A 21,272-nucleotide genomic window follows, 5' to 3' on the forward strand; every position below is an offset into this window, starting at 1 on the left:
TCCCGACGAGGTCAGGCGTGCAGCTACAAACCCCCTCAGGCTCGTAGCTGCACCGTGGCGTTTCCGCCGTTGCGCTTCGCGTCGAACATCGCACGGTCTGCGCGCTCGATCATGGTGTCGAGCAGCGCCACCGCATCGACCCGGCGTGCGGCGGAGCCGGTGAACGCAGTGCTGGCGATGCCGACGCTTGCGGTGATCGCGTGCTCCGTCGGTGCGGCGATCGCGTCACGGACGCGGTCGAAGTCCTGCGCGGCGCGGCTGTGCGGGTCCGCCAGGTCGACGATGACGAATTCCTCGCCGCCGAGGCGCGCCACCAGTGCACTGCCCCGAACCGCGGACTTGATCCGGCGCGCGCAACGGATCAGGACCGCATCGCCCACCGTGTGACCGAATCTGTCGTTGATCGCTTTGAAGCGATCCAGGTCGACGACCATCACGGTCACCTCGCTGTTCGTCGTGGCGGCGTCGCGCATGAGGTCTTGGACCTGCGCATGCAGGCCGCGCCGGTTGAGGAGACCGGTCAGCGGATCGGTGACGGATTCGTTGGCGTCGTTGCGCAGCGCCCAGATCGCGGCTTGGATGCCCAGCGGTGTCCCGACCACCAGTGCCACCGAGACAACTGTCTTCACCGTGAATCCGGTGACGTCGAGCTGCGCTTCGGCGGCGAGGTGCACGGCGAAGGCGGCCACCGTCGCGAGGATCCACACCACATGACTGGCAAGCGCTTTCGGGCCGTCGAAGAAGATCAGGTACACCGACAGCATGGTGAAGAAGCTGAACCCGAACGATGCCAGCACCCAGTTGGCATCGAGCAGGACCATCGCGGTGATGGCGATGTCGGCGGATATGACGAATGCGAGGGACATTCGCCGCGACGGCCACTCCCGGCACACCCAGACCCATGCCCAGAAGGCTTGCAGCGCGACGAACACGGCCACGGCGACCTGCGACGCGACGGTGCTCGCGGACGGCAACAGGATGACTGCCGAGATGACCGCGTCCAGTCCCGTGCCGACTCCGATCAGGATTTGGACCGCCCCCGACATCGCCCGTCTGAAGTACTGCACCTGCGCGGCGTAGTCGATCGGCGAACTCCACCACTCGCGGACGAGGCGGCTGAACACGACACCTCTCTCATACGCCAGCAACCCGAACCCCCAACGCGGCACTCACCACCGACCTGTGCAGTGCCGCCCGGTCGGCGAGACCGCGCGCGTGGCACAGCAACTAATTTACGGGGATGTTAGCGCCTAATGGCTCGTGATGGTCCACTCCTGTTGAGCCCGCGTCATCCGAACAACACCTGGAGTTTTACGGCTCCGGAGGTGTCAGCATCCGGGTGAGGAGCTGACGCGCGACCTTGGTCACCAGGGCGCGGTCGTTGGTGAGCGCCACGTCGAAACGCCGATCGGTGTCAGTGCTCGCGCGCCCGCGATCGTTGACTTCCTGGGACACCAGGGCGGCGGCGATGTTGGCTCCCAACGCGAGGACGATCCACTGGCTCTCGAGTGAATCGCCACGCGCAAGCGGCACCCCTCTGATTCCGCAGCCGAGGTCGTCGGCGACGTCGCGGCCGAACACGGCGACCAACGGATTGTGCGCCGCGAGACGCCGGTAACGCGTGCGGGTCTCTCCGGTGAAGAATTGTGCGTCCTGCAGCGCGGCGAGCACCATCGGAGGATCCCGGGCTTCCAGCGCCTGTTGTTCGAGGGCCAACGACAGGGCGAGGACGGTGTCCATGCGTTGCCGGCGGAGTATCGGATCGCCGCCCACCAACGCGAACGGAGATCCCGCATCGACGCATGGAGACTGCGTCCTGATCGCCGGCGGCAGCACACCGGTGCTCGCACCGGGGCTCAACGGGCTGGGACGCCCGAACCGGAAGCCCTGCCCCAGAGTCGCGCCCAGCGCCAGTGCGCGATGGAGATGCTCGGCCGTCTCGATCCCTTCGGCCAGCACGAGTGCGCCTGCGTGCTCGTGGTGTGCCAGCACTGCGGCCCACGTCCGTGCCTGCCGATAGTGGGGTTGTGACTGTACGAGCGCGAGGTCGAGCTTGATCACATCAGGCGCCAGCACGTCGAGCAGTGCCAGTGAGTTCGGATCCGAGCCGACATCGTCGAGCGCGAAGGCGAACCCGTCCATCCGCATCGCAACCACCTTCCGCAAGAGATCGGGCGGGTGGGCGAGCAGGCTGCGTTCGGTCACTTCGAAGACGATCTGGAAGCGTTCGGCGCCGTGCGCCAGTATCTGGCTGTCGGCACGGCTGAGGTAGGGCGTCGTCGCCTCGCAGTTGATGAACACGGCGCTGCCCGGCGGCAAGCCGGCGTCCAGCGCGCCGACGACAGCCGTCTCGATGCACTTACGTTCCAGCGCACCTGCGCGGCCGGTTCGCGCGGCGTGGGCGAAGACGTCGCCGGCGTCACCGTCGCCGAGGTGATCCCACCGCGCCAGGGCCTCGAATCCGACTCGTTCCCCGCCGGGCAGCGAGACGATGGGCTGGAACACCACCTCGAGGCCGTCGCCGGCGGCCGCCGCGTCCAGCTCCCGGCGCGACGGTGGTGATGCGGTTCCGGCGGGCCTCACGAGGGGCTCGCGCAACGGACCACGTACCTGCGCACGTCGCTCCTGCCCTCGGTGGCTGATCGATGCATTTGATTGCTGATATTGCCAGACGGGACTCGTTACCGATGCTGGATGCGCGACCGGTCCGTGGCGCGGTCGTGGAAGGCATCGCGTACGGCTGCGGTGAGCGCGGCCCGGCGGCGCTCGTGCGCGGCGCGGGGCTCCCGTGCCGACGCCGTGACCTGAAGCGACGCAGGCGACCAGCTCAACGCGATCGCGGTCAGCATGGACAGCACGTCGACCGGGTCGAGCGACGGGTCGATGTCGCCGGCTTCCTGCGCTGAGCGGATGAGCGCATGCTTCTCGGCGTCCCGCCCGCCGGGCAGCAGGTCGCCGGTGGGTACGCGCTCCAAACGCATCCACGCGGCGAGCCGGACCAGCGCGGGACGCCTGAGGCAGATGTCGTAGAGCGCGACGGCGTAAGCGGCCAGGTCGCTTGCGTCCAGCGGCACCTCGTCGACCAGCCAGGCGACGTGATGTTCGAAGACCGCGTCGAAGAGGCGGTCCTTGCTGCCGAAGTACTGGTACAGCTGCGCCTTGTTCGACCGGGCTGCGGCCACGATCCGGTCCACCCGGGCGCCCGCGATGCCGCGTTCGGCGAATTCGGCCGCCGCGGCATCCATCAGGCGTCGTCGGGTGGCCTCGCCACGGGCGGTCGGCGCCGTCTGCATGTGGTGAGAGTAGACCGACTGGTTGGTTTGACGCAGCATCCGTGGCATAGTTCAAACAGACTAGTTGGTTTATTACGGGGAGAGTGACGATGGCGAGACGAGTCCGAGGGTTGGCCGCTCACGCAGCCGGCCGGCCGTTGGCTGAGTGGGACTTCGAGCGCCGCGATCTGCGACCCGACGATCTCGCGGTTCGCATCACCTACTGCGGGATCTGCCACACCGATCTCCATGCGTGGCATGGCGAACCGGCCTACGGCGACACATTCCCCCTCGTCCCGGGTCACGAGTTCGTCGGCGAGGTCGCCGCGATCGGCGACGCGGTGAGCGGGTTCGCTGTCGGTGACGCCGTGGCGGTCGGCAACATCGTGGATTCCTGCGGAGTGTGCGAGATGTGCACCGGCGGTCACGAGCAGTTCTGCGACGAGTTCCCGACTCTCACCTACGGCGGGAACGACCGGCGCGACGGCCGTCCCACCCATGGCGCCTATTCGACGGAATACGTCGTCACCGAGGGCTTCGCCTACCACCTTCCCGACGGATTGGACGCGGCAGGCGTGGCGCCGCTGATGTGCGCCGGCATCACGGTGTGGGAACCGATGGAGCAGTGGAAGGTCGGGCCCGAGATGTCGGTGGGAGTGGTCGGCCTCGGCGGCCTGGGCCATCTCGCCGTGAAGTTCGCCTCGGCTCTCGGCGCTGAGGTCGACCTGTTCACCACATCGCCGGCCAAAGCGGACGCCGCGCGACGTCTCGGCGTCCGCCGGGTGGTGGTGTCCACGGACAGCGAGCAGATGGCCGAGGCGCGGAATCGCTACGACTTCATCGTCGACACGGTGGCCGTCGCCCACGACCTGTCCGGCTACTCGCTCGCCCTGAAGTACGGCGGCACGCTGTGTCTCGTGGGCGCATTGGGGTCGACGTCGGTCAACCCGCTGACCATGCTCGGCCGCAACCTCACGGTCGCCGGGGGAGGCGGCCGGCCGGCCACCCGGCGCATGCTGGCATTCTGCGCCGAGCACGGCATCACCGCTGACGTCGAGGTGCTGCCGACATCGGCGATCGGCGACGTCTTCGATCGGCTGGCCCGCAACGACGTCGAGTTCCGGTTCAGCCTCGATGTCGCCCAACTGACTCAGGACGGGACGTAGCGCAGATCAGTGTGACCGTCACGTGAGACGCTAGGCGTCGCTTGCACGTCGACGATCGGCGGTTGGACACCGAACTATGCGAACTCACCGGCGCGACCATCCGGCCCTGCCGCACCCGCCGTGGCGCGTCCCTCTGCTGGGTGACGTGTTCGGCTTCCACGCCGACACCCCGAGCCAGTCGGCGGTCGACATGGCGCGGCTGGGGCCGATCTTCGAGTTCACGTTCCTCGGCGCACGCTGGGTGATCGCCGCCGCCGCCGACGTGGTCACGGACCTCAACGACGAGTCGCGATTCTGCAAGCACATCGGGCCCGACATCGAGGCGCTGCGGGTGATCGGCGGCGACGGGCTGTTCACCGCGTACAACGACGAGCCGAACTGGCGTCGTGCCCACGACCTGCTGATGCCGGCCTTCAGCCAGGCCGCCATGCGGCGCTACCACTCGGTCATGCTCGACGTCACCGCCGAACTCACCGCCCGCTGGGACGACCGGGCGAGCGAGGGCAGCACGGTCGACGTCTCGGCGGACACCACGCGTGCCACCCTGGAGACCATCGGCCGCTGCGCGGCGGGATACTCCTTCGGCTGCTTCGCCACCGAGCAGACCCACCCGTTCGTCGACCACATGGTCGCGGCGCTCAAGGGTTCGGACTACGTGGGCGTGCTGCGGGAGACCTTCCTGCCCGACGCCGTCACCCGCCTCGCCGAGCGCCGGGTGCGCCGCCACGCGGCCTATCTGCACGGCCTGGCCGACGAGATCGTGGCCGAACGCCGCGCCGTCGGCCTGGGCCGCCACGACGATCTGCTCGACACGATGCTCGGCTCCGATCTCGACGCCGCCAACATCCGCTACCAGCTGCTCAACTTCCTCATCGCGGGCCACGAAACAACCTCGGGCGCAATGTCCTTCGCGCTGTACTACTTGGCGCAGCACCCGGAGGTGGCGGCCGGGGCGCGCGCCGAGGTGTCCGAGGTGTGGGGCGAGGACGAACGCCCGGACTTCGACCGGATCGCCAAGCTTCGCTATGTGCGCCGCGTGCTCGACGAATCGCTGCGGCTGCAGCCGACGGTGCCCGGTTACTACCGCGCCGCCCGCACCGACACCGTGCTCGGCGGCGTGCATCCGATGAGGGCCGGTGACTGGGCGCTCGCCCTGACCTCCACCCTGCACCGCGACCCCCGGTGGGGCCCCGACCCGGACGCGTTCGACCCGGACCGGTTCGCGTCCGAGCGGGTCCGGGCCCGCCCCGGCGGGCTGTACAAGCCGTTCGGCACCGGCGAACGGTCCTGCATCGGAAGGCAGTTCGCGCTGCACGAGGGCGTGCTGATGCTGGCCGCGCTGATCCGGCGTTACGACCTCATGCCCGAACCCGGCTACGAATTGCAGGTCGCCGAGCGGCTGACGATGATGCCGCGCGACTTCCGGCTGGAACTGCGGCGCCGCTAGTCCGTGCGCAGCGAACGCTGGTAGCGCCGCATCCCGGTGATCCAGCGGTCGTGGTCGGCCGCCTTCTGCGCCACCATCCCCGCGACCTCCGGATGCGGCAGCACCCGGAACGCGCCGTCGCGCACCGCCGCGACGGTCTGCCTCGCGACGTCGGCCGGTTCGACGACGTTGCCCGCGTTGACGACGGAGTCCGCGCTCAGGCGCACCGCGGTGTCGGCAGACGCCCGGATCGTCTGCAGCAGCGCCGTGTCCACGCCCATCGGGCAGACGCAGGTGACCCCGACGCCGTCGTCGCCGTAGGTGATGGCCAGCCACTCGGCGAACCCCACGGCGGCGTGCTTGCTCACCGCGTACCCGGCCGCGCCGATCTGGGTGAGCAGCCCCGCCGCTGATGCCACCGCCACGAAGTGCCCGCTGCCGCGCTGTAACCACTCGGGCACCAGCGCGGTGGCGGCGCGGATGTGGGCGCGCAGGTTGATGTCGAGGATCCGGTCCCAGTCGCGCTCATCGCCGAGGCCGGGTGCGCCGATGATGCCGGCGTTGGCGACATAGCAGTCCACCGGGCCGAACTCGGTGCGGGCCTTGCTGATCAACGCGCCGATGTCGTCGGCGTCCGCGGCGTCCGCGCGTATCGCGACGACCCGCCCACCCACCTCGGCCGCGGTGGCCTGCACGGCCGCCGCGTCGATGTCACCGGCCACGACGGCGGCGCCGTGCGCCGCGAATTCGGCGGCCAGTGCCCGGCCGATGCCCGACCCCGCCCCGGTGACGATGACGACGCTGTCTTCGATCTGCATGCCACCAGTCTCGCCGGTTACCGGTTCCGCGATGCGGGTACTCCCCGTGTTTATCGATGAGGCAGGTGATGACCATGAACATCGTCCGCAGCACGGCGCGATTCGTCGCCGGCACCGCGAGCGCCGCCACGGCGGCGGCCGGCGCGGTGAGCGGGGCCGCGATCAACGGCATCGTCGGTGGCGTCACCGGCACCGCCGCCGGAATCCGCAACGGGCTCAGAGACGGATCACACTCCACTCCGGCGGCGTTGCTGACGTTCGGTGCGGTCGGCGCCGCGGGGTTGGTCGAGTGGCCGGTGCTGGTGACCGTCGGCGGTGCTGCGCTGGTCGCGCGCCGGCTGGGCGGGCGGGCGAGTGCGCCGCCGCCGTCGCCGGCTCCCACGGTTCGCGTGCTCACGCCGGTGCGGGACCCCGCCCCGGTGAAGGAGGCTCCCGCACCGGCGCGGCCGGCGCCCGCCGCCAAGAAGGCGCCCGCGAAGAAGGCGCCCGCCAAGAAGACTCCCGCGAAGAAGGCCGCCAGGAAGGCCCCTGCCAAGACGTCAGCGGCCAAGAAGTCCGCCGCGAAGAAGACGTCGGCGAAGAAGGCGCCCGCCAAGAAGTCCAGTTAGTCCCACGCCGCGATTTCGGCGCGTCTGCGTTCACTCAGCGGACGTGAACGCGCCGAAGTCACTCGCAGCTAGCCGAAGTGAACGCCCTGGGCCAGCGGAAGCTCCGACGAGTAGTTGACGGTGTTCGTCGCCCGGCGCATGTAGGCCTTCCACGAGTCCGATCCGGATTCACGTCCGCCGCCGGTCTGCTTCTCGCCGCCGAACGCCCCACCGATCTCGGCGCCCGACGTGCCGATGTTGACGTTCGCGATGCCGCAGTCCGAGCCGTCGGCGGCCAGGAACCGCTCGGCCTCCCGCACGTCGAGGGTGAAGATCGCCGATGAAAGCCCCTGCGGTACCGCGTTGTTGAGCTCGATGGCCTCGTCGAGCTCGTCGTAGGTGAGCACGTAGAGGATCGGCGCGAAGGTCTCGGTGTGCACCAGGTCGGTCTGCGCGGGCATCCGCACCACGGCGGGGGTGACGTAGAACGAGGTGTCGCCTGAGTCGCCGTCGAACATGCACCGCTCACCGCCGAACACTTCGCCGCCGTCGGCGCGGGCCCGCTCGAGGGCTCCGACCATGTCGCGGTATGCGGTCTCGTGGATCAGCGGCCCGACCAGGGTGCCGTCGACGCTCGGATCGCCCACCGGCAACTGGCGATACGCGGCGACGATGCGGTCGACGAGCTCGTCGGCCACCGACCGGTGCACGATCAGTCTGCGCATCGTGGTGCAGCGCTGCCCCGCCGTGCCCGCCGCGGAGAACACGATCGCGCGGACGGCGAGATCCAGATCCGCCGACGGCGTCACGATCGCGGCGTTGTTGCCGCCGAGCTCCAACAGCGCCTTGCCGAACCGCTTGGCGACCCGCGGTCCGACCTCGCGGCCCATCCGCACCGAACCGGTCGCCGAGACCAGGGCGACGCGCGGATCGTCGATGAGCCGCTCGCCGACCTCACGCCCACCCAGCACCAGCCGGCTGACCGCAGGTGGCGCGCCGACGTCGGCCGCCGCCCGCTCGATCAGTGCCTGACACGCCAGAGCCGTCAACGGGGTGAGCTCTGAGGGCTTCCACACCACGGTGTCTCCGCACACCAGTGCCACGGCGGTGTTCCACGCCCACACGGCCACCGGGAAGTTGAACGCCGTGACGACGCCGACGACCCCGAGCGGGTGCCAGTTCTCCATGAGCCGGTGGCCGGGCCGCTCGGAGGCGATGGTGCGGCCGTAGAGCTGCCGCGACAATCCCACCGCGAACTGGCAGATGTCGATCATCTCCTGCACCTCGCCGAGGGCCTCGGCGCCGATCTTTCCTGCCTCGACGGTCACCAGGGCGGCGAGGTCGGACTTGTGCTCGACGAGGAGTTCACCCAGCCGCGCCACCAGGGCGCCGCGCACCGGGGCAGGCGTGGTGCGCCACACCGTGAACGCCTGCGCCGCCTCGGCGATGGCGGCGTCGGTCTCCGGGCCGTTGGTCTCGGTGACGGTGCCGAGCACCTCGCCGGTGATCGGCGTGCTCGCGGGCAGGCCGGGTGCGCCGGGTTCGCCGAGCTCGACATGGGAGCCGATGGCGCGCAACGCGTCCGCCACCCGGGCGCGCAATTCGGCCGCCGTCGGCAGCGGCGCCGTGGTGGTCGTTGTGGTCATGATGTCCCTTCTTCCCGGGGTGTGGAGCGATACAGTGCGGCCATGGTCGATGCCGACGAACATCCGCACCGATCGGCGCCGCTCGACGAGATCGACCGGATCCTGGCCCGCGAGCTGGTGGCCGACGGGCGGGCCACGCTGGCCCACCTTGCGGCGAGCGCGGGTCTGTCGGTGTCGGCTGTGCAGTCACGTGTGCGCAGGCTGGAATCGCGCGGCGTCGTCACCGGGTACCAGGCTCGGCTGAACCCGGAGGCGGTCGGCCACCAACTGTCCGCGTTCGTCGCCATCACCCCTCTCGATCCGTCCCAGCCCGATGATGCGCCCACCCGGCTCGAGCACATAGCGGCCATCGAGTCCTGCCATTCGGTGGCCGGCGACGAGAGCTACGTGCTGCTGGTGCGGGTCGGCTCGGCGCGGGCGCTCGAAGACCTGCTCCAGGAGATCCGCACCGCGGCGAACGTTCGCACTCGAAGCACGGTCATCCTACAGACATTTTACGAAGGACGGCAGAGCGTGCCGTAATTATTCCTGTTGCGACCCCGGATTAGCTGATTTTTCCGTGGAGCGGCCGCTGATCAGAGCGTGGCCGGCTCCGATCGCCACCGCCACCGGCCACTCCACGAGTTCGACCGCCACCAGCGCGGCCAATGCCCCGTAGAAGGCCAGCTGGTCGGGGCGCGGGAAGGGCACCCGGCCGAGCACCGGCAGCTGGAGTGCGAAGCGGTCGGCGCCCGCGACGCGACGTGCGGTCTCCCGATGGGAATCCCCGTCCTCGGTCACCTGCTCGTCACCTTCCGTTGTCCGGTCTGTGGCGTGTCCCTCACCGGAGCGGCGATCGCGGCCTCTACCTTGCGAAGTCATGGGCAACCTACTTGCCGGACTCGGACAGGACGCGCTCCTCGGCGGCGCGGTCCGCGTCCTCACCCCTCCGCTGTGCGACCTCTACGCCCTGCTCGTGCGGGCCGGCGTGGTCGTCATCGAGGACGACTGAACCGACTCCGGTGAACCGGGCGAGCAGACCCGGGGCCACCGCCGACGCGGCCGTGGCCGCCAGTGCCGCCGCGAAGGCCTGACCCCACGCCACGGGGCCGACCGGTGTGCAGCCGAACAGGTGGCTGATCCCCGGCACGCTGATGACCCCGATCATCACCGCGAACGTGCCCACGTTGGTGGCCACCACCAGGGGGGCACGCGAGTCGATCAGCGTCTGCAGCATCTGAGTGGACACCAGCCCGATCAAGGCGGCCGTCGCGGCGCGGCGCTGCGTCCCGGTGAGCCTGGCCATCATCCATGCCGCGGTGGCGCCGCCGGTGGTGGCCGCGCCACGGATGGCGATGGCGCGCCACATCGCCTCCTCGTCACGGTCGGCCTGTCCGTTCTCGATCTGCTGACTGACCGCCAGCGCCGCCGCCGGCAGCGCATCGGTGAGCATGTTGACCAGTAGCATCTGCCGGGCATTGAGCACCGATCGGCCGGTCAGCAGCGAACTGATCAGTGCGAAGCACACCTCACCGGCGTTGCCGCCCAACAGCACCGACACCGCCGACTGCACGCGGCGCCACAGCTGGTTGCCCTCGTCGATCGCGTCGAGCAGCGCCTCGATGTGCCCGTCCAGCAGCATCACGTCCGCGGCGGTGCGGGCCGGATCGCTGCCACGGGCCGCCACCCCGACGCCCACACTGGCCGCCCGGATCGCCGCGGCGTCGTTCGCGCCGTCGCCGACCATCGCCGTCACCAGGTCGATGCGCTCGAGTGCCTGCACCACGTCGATCTTGTGCTCCGGCGACATCCGGGCGAACACCACGCTGTGGGCCACCGCGTCGGCCCGTTCCTCGGCCGACATGTTCTCCCAGGCGTCGCCGGTGACGACGTCGTCCGGGTCGACGTCGAGTCCGAGGTCGTTGGCCACCACGGCCGCGGTGACGGGGTGGTCACCGGTGAGCAGGCGCACCCCGATGCCGCGTTCGTCGAGCTGCGCCAGCAGATCGCCTGCGGCGGGACGCAGGGTGTCCGCCAGACCGACCACTCCCAGCGGCCGCAGATTGCTGCCGCACATCCGCTCGAACCTCTCCGGATCCGCGGCCGCCGCCCCGGCCTCCTCGTCACTCAGCTCGCGTTCGGCGACGGCGAGCACACGTAGCCCGTCGGCGGTCATCTCGTCCAGCAGCCGCGACATCTCGGCGTCGTCGTCGGCAAGCCCGGAGAGGATCCGCTCGGGTGCGCCCTTGATGGTCAGCCGGGTGCCGGTGAGCGCCGCGGCGAACGGCCGGCCGGACTGGAAGGGCAGCACCGCATCCGGCACGGCGCTGCCGTCGACGCCTGCGGCTCGCAGGATGGCGTCGTCGGTGGCGTGTTCGGTGCGCTGCCCGTTCTTGACGACGATCGTGGCCGCCGCGCCGGCGAGCACGTCGTCCTCGGTGCGTCCCTGGACGGCACGAAGGGCCTTGACCTGCAACCGGTTCTCACTGAGGGTGCCGGTCTTGTCGAAGCACACCACCTTCACCCGGGCCATCGCCTCGATCGAGTGCGGATTGCGGATCAGCACCGACTCCCCGGAGAGCCTGCGCGCCGCGGCCAGCTGCGCCAGCGTCGCGACCAGCGGCAGCCCCTCGGGCACGGCGGCGACCACCACGCCGACCGCACTGGACACCGACTCGCGCAGCGGGGTGCGGCGCAGCATGCTCAACACCGCCACCAGCGCGCCGCCGCCGAGGCTCCACGGCAGTGCGCGGCCGGTGATGCGGCGCAGCTGGGCCTGTAGCCCGATCTCGCGGGTTTTCGAGGGTGCCATCGCCATGGCGCGTTGCATCTCCGAGGCGGAGCCCACCGCGGTGACGATGCCGAGCGCCGTGCCCGCCACGACGGTCGATCCGGCGTAGAGCATGCCCGCCCGCTCGGCCAGCGGTGCTCCCGGCGTCGCACCGGTCTGCTTGGCCACCGGCAGCGACTCGCCGGTCAGTGACGACTCGTCGACCTCGACGTTGGTCGCCTCGATGACCCGGGCATCGGCGGGAACGACCTCGCCCGAACGAATCTCGATGACGTCGCCGGGCCGCAGCCGATTGGCGGGCACCTCCTCGCCGGCGCCGTCGGCGGTGCGGCGGCGCGCCGGTGGGTCCTGCACGGCGAGCAGGCGACGCAGCACCCGCTCGGCGTGCACCTGCTGTTCGGCCGACAGCGCCGCATTGCCCAGCAGCACACTGCTGACGAGGGCGGCGTCGAAGGGGGAGCCGAGCAGGGCGCTGGCCATCGCACCGGTCAGCAGGATCGGTGTCAGCGGGTCGGCCAGATTGGTCCGCATGGCACCGACGAAATCGCTTGTCAGTCGCCATGTTCCGGCGGCCGCGCGACGCAGCGGCATCGGCACCGGAATGCCCGTGGTGTCGCCGGACAGGGATTCGGCGGGCTGGGGCAGCAGGTCGCGTACCTCGTCGACCGGCAGCGCATGCCAGTCGTGGCCGGGTTCGGGGTTGGGCAGCGGGTCCGACATCACCCGGTTGCCCGCGGCGTAGCCGGACAGCAACCCGGCCATCGCACTGGCGTGGACCGAGACGGGGCCGCGGCCGGGCACGCCGGGGATCAGCATCAGCGCACCGAGCGATGAACCCGACAGCGACAGCCGAACGCCCTTGTCGCTGGCGTCGCGCGCGGCGGGCAGGGCGTGCAGCAACCGCCACACCCCGGTGAGGTTCTCGACCAGGAGGTCGGCGCTCCAGACCGGCGGCCTACCGTCCCGGATGACACCGACGGTGACATCCGCGCCGTGGGGCGTCGTCATGTCGGCGGTGCTGAGCAGCGCGACGGTGGCGCCGTCGGCCTTCGCCGCCGAGACGGCTTCGGCGAGTGCATCGTCGACCGATTCACCGACCGGGTGCAGATAATTGAATCCCTGTGCCAGAGAACGCAATCCGTCGTCGGCGATGGATACCACCCGGGGCCTGGACCGGCGCGCCTCGGCCACCACCGCCGCCGCGTGCGGATCACGGACATGGCTGACGAGCACCTCGCCGTCGCCGCCGGCGTCCGGTATGTCGGTGACGGAATGCCAACCGGCGTCCAGCTTTCCGTCGGCAAGAGCCCGCCGCGCGGCGTCCCATGCGCGGCTGCGGCCGGAGTCGGTGACGCCGCGGACCCGGCTGACCATGAGCTCCTCGGTGTGCAGTGCGCGTGGATCGATGATCACGGTGTCGACGCGATCCAGGCTGCGCAGCGCCCGCGGATGGAGCACCAGTCCGCCGTGGCGCGCGGTGAGTCCGCGGCTCAGCGCGCAGGCGAACGCCTCCCGCGTGGTGCGCACGGCCTTGGGCGCGGCCACCACCGCTGCCTCGCCCGCGGTCGCTAGGCTGCCCGACAGCAGGCCAAGAGCCACACCCGCACCGGCGCCCACGGTGGCGGCCCGGTCGGCGTAGTGGTCGGCCCGGCCTTCCCCGGGTGCGACGCGGCTCGTCGGCGGGCGGTCGTGATCCGCGTGGCGGGCCAGCCGCGGTTCGTGCCGGCGCCAGGCCAACCGGTCGTTCCAGGCCTCGGCGGCCAGCATCGTGCGCTGGGCCGACTCCGCGGCGGCGGACACCGGCGAGACGGCGAGGGCGGCTGCGGCGGCGTGCACGGTGGCGAAGAACAGGTCCGTGCCGTCGGGGCCGAGCCGGCCCTCGACCTGCTTGCGCAGCCGCGGCATGTGGTCGGTGAGGGTCGGCAGGGCGGACACGACGTCGGGCAGGCCGCGCAGCCGCAGCACGGTGCCGGTCACCGAGATGCCGAGACCGGCAAGGGCGACGGCGGCCCCGGCAGTGCGCGCCGCCAGCACCGCATCGTCTCCCGGGAGGTTCACCGGCCTGCTGCGGCGGGCGTCCGCATCGGCGGCGCGCTCGGCCCCGTCGACGGCACGCAGCAGCGCGGGCAGTGACGGTCCGTCGTCGTCGATGCTCACCACGATGCGCGAGACCGTCGTGTTGAGCGACACCGACCGCACACCGGTCATCCCCTTCACCGCCCGGACGACCTCGGCGGCCACGGCCTTGCCGTGCGGCCCGCCGAGTCCACGCACCTCGACCCAGCAGCGGCCACCGCGGGCCTGGCACCGGCGAGCGGGCGGGCCGCCGACGGCCTCGAGGGCCACGGCGGCGGCGGTGCGGGTCACCGTCTCGGCGGCGCGGAGCGGGGCGGTCAGCAGTCCGTGGCCGAGGGGTTTGAGCATCCCTTCTCGGTACCCGCTGCCCACCGGCGCCACACGCGCGCGTCAATAGGAATAGTTGCGGTTGCTGGGCTAGCAGAGCGGAAATATTACGATACGATGCCCGCATGACCGACCTGATGATGCGCCCCGGCCTCGCCGCCGACGACGTCCGCGACGTGCTCGGCCGCAACCTGCTCACCGACGGTCTGGACTTCGTCCTCGACCTCGAGCATTCCCGCGGGGCCTGCCTCGTCGACGCCCGCAACGGGGATCGCTATCTCGACATGTTCACGTTCTTCGCGTCGTCGGCGCTGGGGATGAACCACCCGGCGCTGGCCGACGACGACGCGTTCCGCGCCGAACTCGCGGCGGCCGCCGTGAACAAGCCGAGCAACTCCGACGTGTACACCGTCGCGATGGCCCGGTTCGTCGACACGTTCGCCCGGGTGCTCGGCGATCCGGCGCTGCCGCACCTGTTCTTCGTCGACGGCGGCGCACTGGCCGTCGAGAACGCGTTGAAGGTGGCCTTCGACTGGAAGAGCCGGCACAACGAGGCGCACGGGATCGACCCCGCCCTCGGGACCCGGGTGCTGCACCTGCGCGGAGCGTTCCACGGCCGTAGCGGCTACACACTGTCGCTGACGAACACGGACCCCAACAAGGTGGCGCGGTTCCCGAAGTTCGACTGGCCGCGGATCGACGCACCGTATCTGCGCCCGGGTATGGACGACGACGCCATGACCGCGCTCGAGGCCGAGTCGCTGCGGCAGGCCCGCGCCGCCTTCGAGGCGCATCCGCACGACATCGCCTGTTTCCTCGCCGAGCCCATCCAGGGCGAGGGCGGCGACCGGCACTTCCGTCCGCAGTTCTTCGCGGCGATGCGCGAACTGTGCGACGAGCACGACGCGCTGCTGATCTTCGACGAGGTACAGACCGGTTGCGCGATGACCGGGACCGCCTGGGCCTACCAGCAACTCGGCGTGGCGCCCGACGTGGTGGCCTTCGGCAAGAAGACCCAGGTGTGCGGCGTGATGGCGGGCCGGCGGGTCGACGAGGTCGCCGACAACGTGTTCCGGGTCGGCTCGCGGATCAACTCGACATGGGGCGGCAACCTCACCGACATGGTGCGTGCCCGCCGCATCCTCGAGGTGATCGAGTCCGACGACCTGATGGCGCGGGCCGGCAAGGCGGGCAGGTATCTCCGCGACGAACTCGACCGGTTGGCGTCCGACTTCCCGGGCCTGGTCGGCGACGTTCGCGGCCGCGGGCTGATGTGTGCGTTCAGCCTCCCGTCGGCCGCCCTGCGTGACGCGCTGATCGCGCGGCTGTGGGAGCTGCGGGTGATCATGCTCGCCAGCGGACCGGACTCCGTGCGGTTCCGGCCACCGTTGACCGTGACCCGCGACGAGATCGACGCCGCGCTGGCGGCGGTGCGCACCGCGCTCAACTCGTCGCTCGCCGGATGATCGAGCGCAGCCGGGGCAGCTCGTCGCGGCCGACCAGTTCGCAGCCGTGCCGTTCGGCGAGTCGTCGTGCGGCAGGGGTGAAGTCATGGTTGGTGACGACCATCGTCCGGACGCAGTCCTGCATGGGTGCCCCGGCGACCACCTCCTGAACGGCGGCGGTGCCGACCGGCCTGGCCTGGCGCTTGCATTGGATGGCCAGCCGGTTGGGCCGGTGTCCGACGATGATGTCGACGCCCCAGTCGCCGGTGATCGCGGTCATGATCACCGGCACCCCGCAGGACCTGGCGATCCGGGCGATGTGGTCCTCGAACTCGGTGCCCGACATCGCCGCGGCCGGATCCTCTCTCGGCCCCGGTGTGCCGACCCCGGCGATCGCACCCCGCAGGAAGTGCGCGGTGGCGACAGCGACCACCGGTGCGGCGACTGCCGCGGCGAGGCACCAGGCCGGGTCGAGGCCCCACAGGAAGGCGGCCACGCCGGCGCCGGCGGCCAGCAGCACGAACCACTTGACGCGCGCCACGGCTGAATCGTAGAAGCGGACGCCGACAACTATCGCGGTGCGCGCCGCGGAGTGGGGTCGACGATCGACGGCTGCAGCGCCCGCCACACCCGCGCCGGTGTCATCGGCAGCTGGTGCGGCCGCACGCCGCAGGCCCTGGCGATCGCATTGGCCAGCGCTGGGGCCACCGGGTTGTACGGCGACTCACTCATCGACTTCGCGCCGCGCGGGCCGAGCGTGTCGTAGGTGTCGGCGAAGTACACCTCGGTCTCCGGCACGTCCGCCAGCTGCGGGATGTGATAGTTGCGCAGATCGCGGGTCAGGACGGTTCCGTCGGGCCCGACGTGCATCTCCTCGTAGAGCGCGGAGCCGATCGCCTGGGCCACACCGCCTTCCACCTGCCCGCGGCACTGCTCGGGATTGAGCACGACACCGGCGTCGGCGGTCTGGATCGACTGCAGGATCCGCACCTGTCCGGTCTCGACGTCGACCGCCACCCGGAACGCCTGCACGTTGAAGGCCACCGACCGCGGCGTCCCGTCGTGGCGGCCGTACCCGACCAGAGCACCGGCCGGGGCGTCGCCGAGACCCGCGAAGGACACGAAGTGCTCGCCGCACTGCACACCCGACGCGGTGAGCGTGCATGCCGACACGTCCGCGCCGGTGCGCCCGGCCGCCGCGGTCAGCACCGCGGCGCGCAACTCCCGGCATGCGTCGAGCACCGCGCGGCCCGCCACCACCGTCCCGGCCGAACCGAACGCACCGGTGTCGTAACCGGTGGCGTCGGTGTCGGACTGGCGCAACAGCACCCGGTCGGCGGTCGTGTTCATCTCGTCGGCCACCAACTGGGTGTGCACGGTCGACGTGCCGTTGCCGAACTCGGCGGTCCCCACGCTCACCGTGTACGTCCCGTCGGCGTCGACGCCCAGCGACGCCTCGGCGAAGTGCCCCCGCGGCGGGATGGTGGCGATCATCGCCACCGCCATGCCCTCGCCCACCCGCCACTGGGCACCCGGTGGCGCCGGTACTCCGTTGCCCGCCGCCAGCGCCGCCTGCGCGAGGTCGAGGCACTGGTCGAGCCCGTAGCTGCCGAACGTCAGGTCGTCGTGCGGAGAGTGGGTGTCGTCCAGCGCGTCGCCGGGCACCACGGCGTTGCGCCGGCGCAGGTCGAAGGGATCGACGCCGAGCCGTTGAGCCAGTTCGTCGAGCGCCGACTCGATGGCGAAGATCACCTGGCCCAGGCCGTAGCCGCGGAACGCCCCCGACGGCAGGTTGTTGGTGTAGACCGCCTGGGCGTCGACTCTCTTGTTCGCGCAGCGGTACACGGCCACCGACTCGCTGCACCCGTGGAACAGCACACCGATGCTGTGGTTGCCGTAGGCGCCGGCGTCGCTGAGCACGTCGACGGCAAGGGCGGTGAGCACACCGTCGGCGCCCGCCGCGACCGTCGCGTCGACGCGGAACGGATGCCGGCACGGCGCCATGGTGAATTCGTCGGCACGGCTGAACTCGTAGCGCACCGGCCTGCCGAGTCGCAGCACCGCCAGCGCCACCAGGTCCTCGGCGAGCATCTCCTGCTTGCCGCCGAAGCCGCCGCCCACCCTGCCGGTGAACACGTGCACCTGCTCGCGTGCCAGCCCGTAGACGCGGCACAACTCGTCGCGCACCAGGAACGGCACCTGAGAACTCGTCCTGATCACCAGCCGGCCCCGGTCGTCGGTCCAGCCGGTGCAGCCGTGCGTCTCCAGATGCGCGTGCTGCACCCGCTGCGTGGTCCACCGGCCGCGCACCACCGCGCCGCCACCGGCCAGCGCCGCCGCCACCCCGGCCTCGACGTCGCCCGCGACCCCGTGCAACTCGGCGACGGTGTTGCGCGCCGGGTCGGCGATGCGCGCATCGGCGCCCTTGTCGCCGTGCACCAGCGGCGCGCCGGGCGTCCTGGCCCGTTCCGGGTCGAACACGGCGGGCAACTCCCGGTACTCGACGGCGATCAGCCGGCAGGCCTGCTCGGCGATCGCCGGGCTGTCGGCGACCACCGCGGCGACCCGCTGGCCGACGAAGCGCACGGTGTCATCGAGCACCCGGGTGTCGTCGGGGTCGTCGAGCCGGTTCTCGTGGCGGGCGGTGCTGAACGCGGCGGGTGGACTGTCGCGGTGGGTCAGCACCAGGTGCACGCCCGGCAGCGCCTCGGCCGCCGTGGTGTCGATCGCCTCGATGCGGGCGTGCGGCACCGGGCTGGTCAGCACCGCGATGTGCAGCAGGCCCGCCGGGGTGACGTCCATCGTGTAGCGCTCGGTGCCGGTGACGACCCCGACGGCCGCAGGCGCACCGATGGACCGGCCGGCGTCACCGTGGCCCGCCGACTTGTCGGTGTTGACGCGACCCGCCAGGGCGTCGGTGATCGCGCGGTAGCCCGTGCACCGGCACAGATTCCCCTTCAGGTGCTGCGGCAGGTCCGCCAACTGGTCCTCGGTGAGGGCGGCGGCGGTGGTGACCATGCCCGCGGTGCAGAAACCGCACTGGAATCCGGCCGCCTCGACGAACCGGCGCTGCACCGGATGCAGGTCAGCTGTGGTGCCGAGGCCCGCCACCGTGGTGACGCGCCGGCCCGCGGCGCGGAACGCCGGCACCACGCAGGAGTGCACCGGAGCGCCGTCGAGCAGCACCGTGCACGCTCCGCAGTCGCCGGCGTCGCAGCCCTTCTTGACCTCGACGCGGCCGTGTTCGCGCAGCAGCGTCCGCAGACACTGGCCGGGCCGCGGGTCGGCGTCCATCGGGTCGCCGTTGACGTCGAATTTCATGTCAGCTCCGCGCAGACCTGCCGGGCCAGCAGCAGCGTCATCGCGCGCCGCCAGTCCGGGTCGCCGTGTGCGTCGCGGGTCCACGCGGCCTCCGGGATGCCGGCGTGCGCCGCCGCCAGCGACTCCGGGTCGGGCACGCCGTCGAACCGGAACACGTACGGGCGCACCGTCGCGGCGGTGACCGACAGCACGAACCCGCCACCGTCGGTTCGGGTGTCGTGGCGGCCGATCACCACCACGCCCGAGCGGCCGAGCGGCGCCGGTGCGAGTTTGCGAAAGGCGGTGCGGGCGCGCAGCGCCGCGGCGGGCAGGTGCACCGACCTCAGCACCTCGCCGACCGCCAGGGCGGTGCTGCCGGCACCGATCACCAGCTCACTGACGGGGCGCCGGTAGTCGTGACCGTCGGCGCGCCACACCGTCGCGACCCCGTCCAGCGCGGTGGCCAGCGCGATCATCGCCCCGGCGGGCAGGCCCAGGCAGATGTTGCCGCCCACTGTGGCCGAGCTCCAGATCTTGAACGACGCCAGCAGCGCGGTACAGCACTGGTGCAGCAGCGGCGCCGCCGACCAGTCCGGCCGGCCCGCCGCCAGCCGTGCGCCCAGCCCCGACACCTCGGCGACCGTGCACGTCGCCGCGAGCTCGACACCGTTGTCGCCCACGGTGATCGACGGCCAGCCCAGCGCCGTCACGTCGACCAGGCGGTGCAACTGGGGCTGCGGCTCGGAGAACAGCCAGGTGCCGCCGGCCAGCACCGCGTCGCCGAGGCCGAGCGGCCACAGCTGATCGCGGGCGGTGGGGAGGTCGACGACCCCGACGGTGTTCAGGTCCACTCATCGACGGTAGTCACGCGCCACACGGTCCGCATGCCGACCGGGCAACTGGTGTGTATCCACAAAACGATGCGCTTTCTGGCTGTCGGAACGAAAATCAGGGCCCGCGCCGAGCGATAATCTGCAGGTCATGACCGATCAGCTGGCCGACGGCGACGGGAGGTTGGCACCTCTCGAGCACGCCTTCGCCAGCGGGCAGTCGCAGCGGGTCGGTTGGTTCCGGTTCTACTTCGACGACGAACGCTGGGAGTGGTCACCCCAGGTCGAGCGGATGCACGGCTACGAGCCCGGCACCGCCGAGCCGACCACTGCACTGGTGTTGTCGCACAAGCATCCCGACGACTACCAAGAGGTTGCGGCCACCCTCGACGAGATCCGGCGGACGGCAGGTGCATTCAGTACGCGACATCGCATCATCGACACGCACGGAGAGGTGCACCATGTCGTGGTGGTGGGCGACCACCTGCACGGCGAGTTCGGCGCGGTGATCGGCACGCACGGCTTCTACGTCGACGTCACCCCGTCGCACAACGAGGGCATCACCGAGGCGGTGGCGGAGATCGCCGAGGCCCGCGGCGCGATCGAACAGACCAAGGGCATGCTCATGGTGGTCTACCGGATCACCGCGAATTCGGCGTTCGAGCTGCTGAAGTGGCGTTCCCAGGAGACCAACGTCAAGCTGCGGACACTGTCGGAGCAGATCGCCGAGGACTTCCTCGCGCTGCAGTACGACGAGACGCTGCCGGCGCGCGCCGAATACGACCGGTTGTTGCTGACAGCACACCTGCGCGTCCCGTCCTGAGGTTTATCCCGGCGCTGGTCAGGGAATATCCCCGGCGTGTTCCAGAACCCCAACCAGCTGCGTTCCGCCGACGCCGGCGTCCGTGATGCCCTGCGCTTCGCGCTCGTCGTCGCGGTGGTCGCAGCGGGGTTTCTGGCCGTCGCCGCCGTCTGGGTGAGTACCTGCAGCGGTTCGGTCGCCGACGCCCTGGCCTGCGGAGCGCCGCAACGCACCATGCTCGCCATGGGTGCGCCGGCCATCCTGCTGCTCGGCGGGCTGCGCGCCTTCGTGCGCACCTACCAGAGCTGGCGGCGCAACGAGGCGTCGTGGGCCTGGCAGGGCGCCGGATGGATCCTGCTCACGCTGATGCTGCTGGCGCTCACCACCAGCATGCCGGCGCTGGCCGGACCGGTGTTCGGCTGATGAAACGGCACGCCACCTCGTGTGCCGCCATCGCATTCTGAAGAAGGAGTCACCATGAAGAGCCCCGAAGACCCCGTCGACCACGCCCGGACCACCCGTCCGCATGCCGGCGAGACGATGAAGGACACCAAGAACCTGCCTGCCCTGATCCTGCTCGGCATCGCGATGGCGGCGTTCGTCGGCGCGCTGGCCGCGCACGCCAGTGGTCACGCCGACGTGGGCGTGATCCTGGGCTCCATCTCGGCGGTGGTGTTCATCGTCTCCGGCGTCTGGTTCCTCGTCGAGCACCGCCGGGTGCGGGGGATGGAGGAGCGCTGGCACGCCGAGCACCCCGACACCTCGCGGCAGACCCCGAGCAGCTAGTCCCGCTCGACCAGGCACGCA

18 protein-coding genes are annotated in these 21,272 nt (G+C 70.9%); 8 read left to right on the forward strand and 10 right to left on the reverse strand.

Annotated features, from left to right (window positions below):
- Nucleotides 1–35: 35 nt before the first annotated feature.
- The 3 genes from O6P37_RS10085 to O6P37_RS10095 all read right to left on the reverse strand — a co-directional run bounded on the left by O6P37_RS10085 (nucleotide 36) and on the right by O6P37_RS10095 (nucleotide 3,293).
- On the reverse strand, nucleotides 36–1,124 hold the full coding sequence (locus O6P37_RS10085; RefSeq protein ID WP_269893921.1) for a GGDEF domain-containing protein: 1,089 nt from the start codon (nucleotides 1,122–1,124) through the stop codon (nucleotides 36–38).
- Between the two features lie 187 nt (nucleotides 1,125–1,311).
- A complete protein-coding gene (locus tag O6P37_RS10090; RefSeq protein ID WP_269893922.1) occupies nucleotides 1,312–2,583 on the reverse strand; it encodes a sensor domain-containing phosphodiesterase in 1,272 nt (423 codons plus the stop codon).
- 98 nt (nucleotides 2,584–2,681) lie between these two features.
- A complete protein-coding gene (locus tag O6P37_RS10095; RefSeq protein ID WP_269893923.1) occupies nucleotides 2,682–3,293 on the reverse strand; it encodes a TetR family transcriptional regulator in 612 nt (203 codons plus the stop codon).
- A gap of 137 nt (nucleotides 3,294–3,430) precedes the next feature.
- Between O6P37_RS10095 and O6P37_RS10100 the strand changes: the two genes are divergently transcribed.
- Nucleotides 3,431–4,438 (forward strand): NAD(P)-dependent alcohol dehydrogenase, encoded by a 1,008-nt coding sequence (locus tag O6P37_RS10100; protein WP_269893924.1) that lies wholly within the window; start codon nucleotides 3,431–3,433, stop codon nucleotides 4,436–4,438.
- A 76-nt stretch (nucleotides 4,439–4,514) separates the two neighbouring features.
- Complete coding sequence (locus tag O6P37_RS10105; RefSeq protein ID WP_269893925.1) at nucleotides 4,515–5,885, forward strand: cytochrome P450; 1,371 nt, start codon at nucleotides 4,515–4,517, stop codon at nucleotides 5,883–5,885.
- Here the strand turns inward: O6P37_RS10105 and O6P37_RS10110 are convergent.
- Nucleotides 5,882–6,682 carry an SDR family oxidoreductase gene (locus O6P37_RS10110; RefSeq protein ID WP_269893926.1) on the reverse strand — a complete coding sequence of 267 codons (801 nt, stop codon included), beginning with the start codon at nucleotides 6,680–6,682 and terminating at the stop codon, nucleotides 5,882–5,884. The genes O6P37_RS10105 and O6P37_RS10110 overlap by 4 nt on opposite strands.
- Before the next feature lie 74 nt (nucleotides 6,683–6,756).
- Between O6P37_RS10110 and O6P37_RS10115 the strand changes: the two genes are divergently transcribed.
- Entirely contained in the window at nucleotides 6,757–7,290 is a 534-nt protein-coding gene (locus O6P37_RS10115; RefSeq protein WP_269894160.1) for a hypothetical protein, read from the forward strand.
- A 68-nt stretch (nucleotides 7,291–7,358) separates the two neighbouring features.
- Here the strand turns inward: O6P37_RS10115 and amaB are convergent, their stop codons facing one another.
- Nucleotides 7,359–8,915 (reverse strand): L-piperidine-6-carboxylate dehydrogenase, encoded by a 1,557-nt coding sequence (amaB, locus tag O6P37_RS10120; protein WP_408633139.1) that lies wholly within the window; start codon nucleotides 8,913–8,915, stop codon nucleotides 7,359–7,361.
- A 42-nt stretch (nucleotides 8,916–8,957) separates the two neighbouring features.
- On the opposite strand from amaB, the gene O6P37_RS10125 reads away from it, so the two are divergent.
- A complete protein-coding gene (locus O6P37_RS10125; RefSeq protein WP_269893927.1) occupies nucleotides 8,958–9,437 on the forward strand; it encodes an Lrp/AsnC family transcriptional regulator in 480 nt (159 codons plus the stop codon).
- Here O6P37_RS10125 and O6P37_RS10130 read toward each other — a convergent pair whose 3' ends face one another.
- Both O6P37_RS10130 and O6P37_RS10135 read right to left on the reverse strand, forming a co-directional pair.
- Entirely contained in the window at nucleotides 9,438–9,695 is a 258-nt protein-coding gene (locus O6P37_RS10130; protein WP_269893928.1) for a hypothetical protein, read from the reverse strand.
- Nucleotides 9,696–9,783: 88 nt separating this feature from the next.
- Entirely contained in the window at nucleotides 9,784–14,109 is a 4,326-nt protein-coding gene (locus O6P37_RS10135; RefSeq protein WP_269893929.1) for a cation-translocating P-type ATPase, read from the reverse strand.
- Between the two features lie 104 nt (nucleotides 14,110–14,213).
- Between O6P37_RS10135 and lat the strand changes: the two genes are divergently transcribed.
- Entirely contained in the window at nucleotides 14,214–15,554 is a 1,341-nt protein-coding gene (lat, locus tag O6P37_RS10140) for an L-lysine 6-transaminase (RefSeq protein WP_269893930.1), read from the forward strand.
- Here the strand turns inward: lat and O6P37_RS10145 are convergent.
- The 3 genes from O6P37_RS10145 to O6P37_RS10155 are packed head-to-tail and all read right to left on the reverse strand — an operon-like array spanning nucleotide 15,532 to nucleotide 19,684.
- Nucleotides 15,532–16,074: a restriction endonuclease gene (locus O6P37_RS10145; RefSeq protein ID WP_269893931.1), complete on the reverse strand. Its 543-nt coding sequence runs from the start codon at nucleotides 16,072–16,074 to the stop codon at nucleotides 15,532–15,534. The genes lat and O6P37_RS10145 overlap by 23 nt on opposite strands.
- A 29-nt stretch (nucleotides 16,075–16,103) precedes the next feature.
- Complete coding sequence (locus tag O6P37_RS10150; protein WP_269893932.1) at nucleotides 16,104–18,854, reverse strand: molybdopterin-dependent oxidoreductase; 2,751 nt, start codon at nucleotides 18,852–18,854, stop codon at nucleotides 16,104–16,106.
- Nucleotides 18,851–19,684 (reverse strand): FAD binding domain-containing protein, encoded by an 834-nt coding sequence (locus O6P37_RS10155; RefSeq protein WP_269893933.1) that lies wholly within the window; start codon nucleotides 19,682–19,684, stop codon nucleotides 18,851–18,853. The genes O6P37_RS10150 and O6P37_RS10155 overlap by 4 nt, the downstream gene beginning before the upstream one ends.
- Nucleotides 19,685–19,814: 130 nt before the next feature.
- Here O6P37_RS10155 and O6P37_RS10160 point away from each other — a divergent pair, with 130 nt between their 5' ends.
- From O6P37_RS10160 to usfY, 3 genes are read left to right on the forward strand one after another with little or no spacing between them, the layout of a single operon-like run.
- The gene (locus tag O6P37_RS10160; protein ID WP_269893934.1) at nucleotides 19,815–20,486 is read left to right on the forward strand and encodes a PAS and ANTAR domain-containing protein; all 672 of its coding nucleotides are present in this window, start codon (nucleotides 19,815–19,817) and stop codon (nucleotides 20,484–20,486) included.
- 36 nt (nucleotides 20,487–20,522) lie between these two features.
- Nucleotides 20,523–20,888 (forward strand): hypothetical protein, encoded by a 366-nt coding sequence (locus tag O6P37_RS10165; RefSeq protein ID WP_269893935.1) that lies wholly within the window; start codon nucleotides 20,523–20,525, stop codon nucleotides 20,886–20,888.
- Between the two features lie 54 nt (nucleotides 20,889–20,942).
- A complete protein-coding gene (gene usfY / locus O6P37_RS10170; protein WP_269893936.1) occupies nucleotides 20,943–21,251 on the forward strand; it encodes a protein UsfY in 309 nt (102 codons plus the stop codon).
- Nucleotides 21,252–21,272 lie beyond the last annotated feature (21 nt).

The organism is Mycobacterium hippophais, from assembly GCF_027529605.1.
Lineage (GTDB): Bacteria > Actinomycetota > Actinomycetes > Mycobacteriales > Mycobacteriaceae > Mycobacterium > Mycobacterium arseniciresistens.